Source organism: Paraburkholderia sp. SIMBA_054, from assembly GCF_046534875.1.
Lineage (GTDB): Bacteria > Pseudomonadota > Gammaproteobacteria > Burkholderiales > Burkholderiaceae > Paraburkholderia > Paraburkholderia hospita.
Genome location: NZ_JAWRXV010000067.1, coordinates 49,877 through 56,046 on the forward strand (window position 1 = coordinate 49,877; position 6,170 = coordinate 56,046).

The following is a 6,170-nucleotide window of genomic DNA, read 5'->3' on the forward strand; positions in this document are numbered from 1 at the left end:
GGCATCACGCGGCACCGCTTTTCCACTCGGACCACTCGAGCACGAACAGCGACACGAGTGCGGCTGCCGCACACACGGTGGCAAGCCAGCACAGGCCTCGCAGCACCCAGTGAGCACTCAGATCGCCCACGGCCGAATGCTTCGTGCTCAATAGCACCAGCATGAACATGACGGGGGTTGCTGTCGAGCCATTCAACACCGCGCTCCAGTACATCAGCCGCAGCGGTTCCACATGCGCATAAGTTAGGACTATGCCGAGGGCGCCGCCGAACAGCATCACGATGAGCAATGAGAGCGAAATTCGCCGGTCCGTGAGCGCCTTGTCCTTGCTCACGACGATACCTGCGACTGCGTGTGCCGCCGAACCTGCCAGAGGTGGTAAAGCGAGCAACGCCGTTCCGATGAATGCGGCCGCCAGCATCTGCGGAGCGTATCGATACGCGACAGGTTCCAGTACCTTTGCTGCGCCGTCTATATGCGTCAGACCCCGGCCGTAAGCATAGAGTGTTGCTGCCGCCCCGGCCATGATGAAGAACCCAACAGCGTTGGATAGTGCGGTTCGAATCAGCGTGTCCTTTCGCGTCTTGCGAAATTGCTGCTCGAGCAGGCGGTTATGTTTCGCAGACGGTTTGTGTTTGGGGTCGAGCCGCAACTCTTCCAGTTGCTGCGTCGCCTGCGAGAAAAGCAGGTATGGGCTGATCGTCGTGCCCAGCACCGCCAGTAGCATTGAGAAGTGATGTTCTTGCCAGTGTAGATGCGGCACAAGCGCTGCCGATAACAACACAGGCCAGGGGATGCGCATCACGATCACGACGCCGGCGTATGCAAAGAGCGACAACGTCAGCCATTTCAACGCATTGGCATATCGAGGATAGGGCAAAGTAAACTGAAGCGCGACCGACAACAACGCCGCCACGCCCGCGAACACGGCTACGGAACCATGCCACAGGAAATGTGCTGCCACGCCCATCGCAACCGTGTCTGCGGCAACATTGAGCACGTTGGCAATCAAAAACCGCGCAACCGCAAGATAAAAGAACGCACGCGGGTAGTGCTCACGCATGTTGCTGGTCAGACCTTGGCCCGTTAGCACGGCAATGCGAGATGCGACCAGCTGAAACGCGACCATTGACGGATAGGACAGCACGCACAACCAGGCCATATCCAGCCCGAACTGCGCACCAGCGAGCGAATAGGTCGCAATGCCGCTCGGATCGTTGTCGTTTCCCGTCGACGCCAGCCCTGGTCCCAGATCTGCCGCCCACGAATGAGCCACCGGCGGGTCACCGGTTTTCTCGTCCTTCCTGGGTCGGCTGACTATCATGTGATGCCCAACTCGAGCGATGCTGTCAGTCAATCATTTGCAGTCAGTGGCGCGTCGGCCCGCCCATTCCCTCGCAGGCCATTTCATTCACCTGCGTCCGCAGGAGGTTCCTCCGCTAGCCAGTCGTGCACTTCTGGCCGGACGCTGAACGTCGGAGAATCCATGCTTCCAGCCAGGATCGCCAGATTTTCCACTGCTCGTCGTCCATGACGAACTCTTCGTAGCTTGATCCAGAAGGAGAGGCATTAATCAGGACATAGGCGACGCGCCGACCCGTCCAATACGCAACCAGTTCGTCGCAGAGGTCTGCTGTCGTTCCTACACCATGATCTCGAAGTACCGCACCAATCTTTGCCTCAAACCCCTCGCGCTTGTCATTGCCATCATTGTCTCCGATACAAGAACGGCAACATGCGGACGCCGCTGTCGCGACTCCCCACGACCTGTGTAAGCACGGATTGAGCCCGATTTGTCAACCGCTCGGCTGCGCGATGTTCTTCTCCTGCCTCGTCCTATGTGTCAGGCCTCCAGGTGCTTGCGGCACAACCGTTGCTGCGGATCGATCGTCTCGACCCGACGTAAGCATGGATCGGCAATAGCCGGGGCAGGAAACAGTCACGAAGAGCCGGCCTACGCAGACAACCTAAGTCGCCCGGGTCAGCGTACGGACCAGTTCCGCGAGCCGGTACGGCTTGTGGATGAATGGAAACTCGTCCAGAGCACCATGCTGTGCCTTCAGTGCGGGAAGAGCATATCCCGATGCAAGCACGATCCTGACATCCGGACGCAGTTCGCGTGCCGAACGCGCGAGCTGGATGCCGTCGACTCCATTGGGCATCACAACGTCAGTGAACAGCACGCGGATATCATGGCGGCGACTTAGCGCATCCATGGCCTCGGTTGCGTTGGTGGCTGTGAGCACCTCATATCCGAGACTGCCCAACAGCGCTGCCGTCGCGTCAAGCAGATCGGGTTCGTCCTCCACAACGAGCACCGTACCCAGTGACGGACCCGTCGCACCGTCCATATCGCCCGATGCGTCTTTCACGACCGGCAGATACATGCTGACGACAGTGCCCGCGCCTGGCTCGCTGTGGATAAGTACGTCGCCGCCGGACTGCGCAATAAAGCCGTACACCTGGCTCAGGCCGAGGCCAGTGCCCTTGCCGACGTCCTTGGTGGTGAAAAACGGTTCAAATGCACGCGCTGCAACTTCCCGCGACATCCCCGAGCCGGTGTCGGCGACGGACACCCTGACGTACGGGCCCGCGGACAGCGGGCCCACTACCCCGTCGTCAAGTTCGACGTTCTCCACTGTGATGGCGATTTTCCCGCCGCCGGGCATTGCGTCGCGCGCATTGACGACCAGGTTAAACAGCGCTGACTCGAACCGGGCGGCGTCCAGCATGACTGGCCGGGGGTGGGACTCCTGTCTTACTTCAAGCCCGATTGTGCCGTCTAGGGCCCGGCGAAGAACCGCCTCGAAGCCACGAATCACCGCATTGAGGTTACATTTTTCGGCCTCGAGAGGCTGCTGCCGCGCGAATGAAAGTAGCTGCTGCGCCAAGGTTGCGCCGCGCGCGACCGCGCGCTGCATCGTTTCCAGCATTTTCAGATCGGGGTGGTCCTGCAGAGAAAGCACATCCAGCCCATTCGACATCACCGCGAGAAGGTTGTTGAAATCATGAGCGATCCCACCGGTCAGCTGGCCCAGCGATTCCATCTTCTCTGACTGGATCAGGGCAGCGCTGGCGCGCTCGAGTGCCCCCGCAGCCTGTTTGCATTCGGTCATGTCGCGTATCACTTTCGCGAAACCCACGAGCTCGCCAGCATCATCGCGGATCGCATCAACGACTACGTGAGCCCAGAAGCGCGAGCCGTCCTTGCGCACCCGCCAGCCTTCCCGTTCAAACCGGCCAACGGTTGCCGCGATCGACAGCGTCTGGGCAGGCGCCCCATTGGCGCGATCCTCATCGGTATAGAAACAGGAAAAATGCCGGCCCAGTATTTCCTCGCGGGTGTAACCCTTGATCCGCTCCCCGCCAACGTTCCAGCTCGTGACCTCGCCGGTCGGTGAAAGCATGAAGATGGCGTAGTCGGTGACCCCTTGGACCAGCAGGCGAAACTGCTCCTCGCTTCGACGCAATGCTTCCCGGGCGGCCTTGCGATCCGTAATGTCGCGCGTGATCTTGGCAAAGCCAACGAGGTTGCCGGTATCGTCGCGGATCGGATCGATGACCACATCTGCCCAGAATTGGCTGCAATCCTTGCGCACGCGCCAGCCTTCGTCCTCGAATCTTCCTTCGTCGAGAGCGGTTTGCAGCGCGAAAGCGGGTCGACCGGCAAGACGGTCGTGTTCCGTGTAAAAAACGGAAAAGTGCTGGCCGAGAATTTCGCTGGCAGCATAGCCCTTGCAGCGCTGCGCGCCGGCGTTCCAGGTCTTGATGAAACCTTCCGAATCGAGCATGAAGATCGCATAGTCCGTCACGCCTGCTACCAGTCGCTGGAAAGACGGTTCTCCGGATACCTCCGCGATGGTCCTTGCGTTATCTGGCATGGCGTATTGATGCAGCGCGTTGGAAGTGAGCTGAGGTCAGGATGCGACAGGAATACGCAGCAAGCGCCGCGCCAGCTTCCATCCGACCGCCGGGAAAGCCGCGTTCATATCCTTATCGATTCATCACGGCTGCCCATCGACCGCTGCCTTTCGAAGATCCCGTGACTATCTTCTTTTCCCGGGCCGGTTCATGCCGGGCGAACGCCCTGATCTCGCCATCGAGATTGCGCGACGTGCCGGGATCCCACGCAAGATGGCCGGCGTCGTCCATCCGGGTGAACGCGACTATTTCCGCGACTTGTCCGAGCGAATCCGCAATGCGTGACTATCTGGCGAAGCAGGCCCTGCTTGGCGCACGCGGCTTCTCGCAGAGGCGCGTGCTCGGGTGTGCCGTACGCCATCGCTTCGATCGCGACGAGGCCGAACGGCGCTTCCCATTCGATGGGCAAAACGCCCAGCATTGCCTTTCGGCGCGGCGCCTTGCCCGAAATCGTGCAGGACAGCGTGAACGGCTGGCTGGTCAATGGCGTCGACGAGGCCGCCGGAGTCCGTCGATCGAGATGAATCGCGCCGTGCGTCGCAGGCGGTCCACGATGCACGGCGCGAGGCGTCACAGGGGTAACGTCGCGCGCTTCGAGTCCACAAGGATGCCGCCGGTGCCCGGCGGCTCCGGACGATCTCCACTTCCCGGATGCGGATTCGAGCGCGGCGGATCGGTGGTCTTCGCCGTTTCCGTCGCCATCGGATGAGTTCCGGGATCGCGCGCTGGAAGATCTATGTCGGATCAAGGTTGGCGCTGACCACCCTGATGCTGCGGCGGTTTCTGGTTCTGCGGCTGCTGTCCGCCATCACGAGTCGGCTGATGTGGATTCGCCGGATGATTTTGCGCTGCCTTTTGTGTGCTCATCGGTTGTCGTTTCATGGTGTTGTCCTCTTCGAGATTGGAACACGCATCAGTGCGGCATGCGGTGTTCCCGTCGTCGCATGTCACGTATCCCCGCTCGTGCAAGGAACGGCGTTTGCTGCGGACATACATGAGGACGATTACCCTCCCCGCAAGGCGTGTGGGCGCCCGGTGCAGGCCGATTCCCTTTGGGAGTCGGGTCCCAAAGCCGGCGGCGTGCCAGTTCCGCAGATTCTGCGCGGCTATCGCGGCGGACGCTACCCGCCGTCCGCGGTTCGTTTGCAATGACGACGAAGGAGGAGAAAGCTCGCCGTTCCCGGTGACAAGCTCGCCAAACCACGGCGCCATACTCCGCCGGGCAACGCGCAAGTTGCCCCCGCACCGGTCAGCGCGGCCATCGGGGACGACGCGCGCCCTGATACTCCGCCTGCGAACAGCGCACTGTCCGCATGGGTGTGCGTGCGATCAACTGGGGTATCAAGTGTAGTACCGGAAAACCGGCACGCAAGCCGATTCCGCAGATAACGTACATCGATGAGCGGTGTCTTCCGGAATCGCGCCTTGGCGTTAGTATGTCGGCTTGCCGACGGCGGCGACGCCGACGACGAGTTCACCGAATTCCCGGGGGCGGGTATCGACGATCAGCGCTTGCCGCCCGGCTCTAGTCTGTCAGGGGACTGCCATGACCTCACATCTGTTCATCGAATTTCCGGAAGACGAACAAGCGGATGTGATCGCGTTGCTGGCTGATTTCGGCTTCGAAGTCGCTGAATTCCGGATCGCCGACGGGGACGTCTATCCGGCTGACAGGAATGTTGGCCCGGTCGGCAGGCAAGTCACCGTCACGCGTCTTGCAAATGAAACGACTGGCAGTTATAAAGCTGGTCTCGGAACGTCCTGGATCAGCGAATTTGCGGATGATTTACGTTCAGGATCATTCGATTTATGAGATGCGGCTGCCGAGTCGCGACGGCCTTGCGCGAGATGGCGACACAATGGCGTTTCTATCCAGCGGTCAAAACCTTTAGGCGCTACAACCAGGTTCCAGCTGCGGAGGCCGGCGCGTGCGAGCAGGATTCTATTGCGAGGAGGATTCCCGCTCCGACTTGGGACAGCCACCGGGGAACGCGGCCGTTCCGCACAGAGGATCGGTGTACGGCGACGTCCGATCCACCATCACCGGTTCGAACATGGCTCATCTCGCCTTTCACAAGTCGGGCACTTTGGCGCGACGACTGATGTCGGCGGCAGGCGATTTCCATGCTTGCGCACGCGTCCCATGATCAGGGTTTCGCCAGGCGGGCGCACCCGATCGCACCGAGTAACGCGTGCAACGACACGGGCTTGCCGAGATGCGCATCGAATCCGGCCCGTATTGCTTCCTC

Annotated in this window: 6 protein-coding genes; 4 read left to right on the forward strand and 2 right to left on the reverse strand. The window is 60.9% G+C overall.

Going from position 1 to position 6,170, the window contains the following annotated elements; all coding sequences use genetic code 11:
* Window positions 1-4: 4 nt before the first annotated feature.
* Window positions 5-1,276, reverse strand: a complete 1,272-nt coding sequence (locus SB822_RS45715) for an NRAMP family divalent metal transporter (protein ID WP_410857802.1) — start codon at window positions 1,274-1,276, stop codon at window positions 5-7.
* A 691-nt stretch (window positions 1,277-1,967) separates the two neighbouring features.
* Window positions 1,968-3,881 carry a PAS domain S-box protein gene (locus SB822_RS45720; protein ID WP_410857803.1) on the reverse strand — a complete coding sequence of 638 codons (1,914 nt, stop codon included), beginning with the start codon at window positions 3,879-3,881 and terminating at the stop codon, window positions 1,968-1,970.
* Between the two features lie 190 nt (window positions 3,882-4,071).
* Between SB822_RS45720 and SB822_RS45725 the strand changes: the two genes are divergently transcribed.
* The 4 genes from SB822_RS45725 to SB822_RS45740 all read left to right on the forward strand — a co-directional run bounded on the left by SB822_RS45725 (window position 4,072) and on the right by SB822_RS45740 (window position 5,734).
* A complete protein-coding gene (locus SB822_RS45725; protein WP_410857804.1) occupies window positions 4,072-4,206 on the forward strand; it encodes a hypothetical protein in 135 nt (44 codons plus the stop codon).
* Between the two features lie 62 nt (window positions 4,207-4,268).
* Entirely contained in the window at window positions 4,269-4,445 is a 177-nt protein-coding gene (locus tag SB822_RS45730) for a hypothetical protein (protein WP_410857805.1), read from the forward strand.
* 181 nt (window positions 4,446-4,626) lie between these two features.
* Window positions 4,627-5,073: a hypothetical protein gene (locus SB822_RS45735; RefSeq protein ID WP_410857806.1), complete on the forward strand. Its 447-nt coding sequence runs from the start codon at window positions 4,627-4,629 to the stop codon at window positions 5,071-5,073.
* A gap of 394 nt (window positions 5,074-5,467) precedes the next feature.
* The gene (locus tag SB822_RS45740) at window positions 5,468-5,734 is read left to right on the forward strand and encodes a hypothetical protein (protein ID WP_410857807.1); all 267 of its coding nucleotides are present in this window, start codon (window positions 5,468-5,470) and stop codon (window positions 5,732-5,734) included.
* Window positions 5,735-6,170 lie beyond the last annotated feature (436 nt).

Excerpts from the sequence above, each read along its gene's own strand:
- SB822_RS45720 (WP_410857803.1), bottom strand. The coding sequence starts at position 3,881 with ATGCCAGATAACGCAAGGACCATCGCGGAGGTATCCGGAGAACCGTCT.
- SB822_RS45725 (WP_410857804.1), top strand. The coding sequence starts at position 4,072 with ATGCCGGGCGAACGCCCTGATCTCGCCATCGAGATTGCGCGACGTGCC.
- SB822_RS45735 (WP_410857806.1), top strand. The coding sequence starts at position 4,627 with ATGAGTTCCGGGATCGCGCGCTGGAAGATCTATGTCGGATCAAGGTTG.
- SB822_RS45740 (WP_410857807.1), top strand. The coding sequence starts at position 5,468 with ATGACCTCACATCTGTTCATCGAATTTCCGGAAGACGAACAAGCGGAT.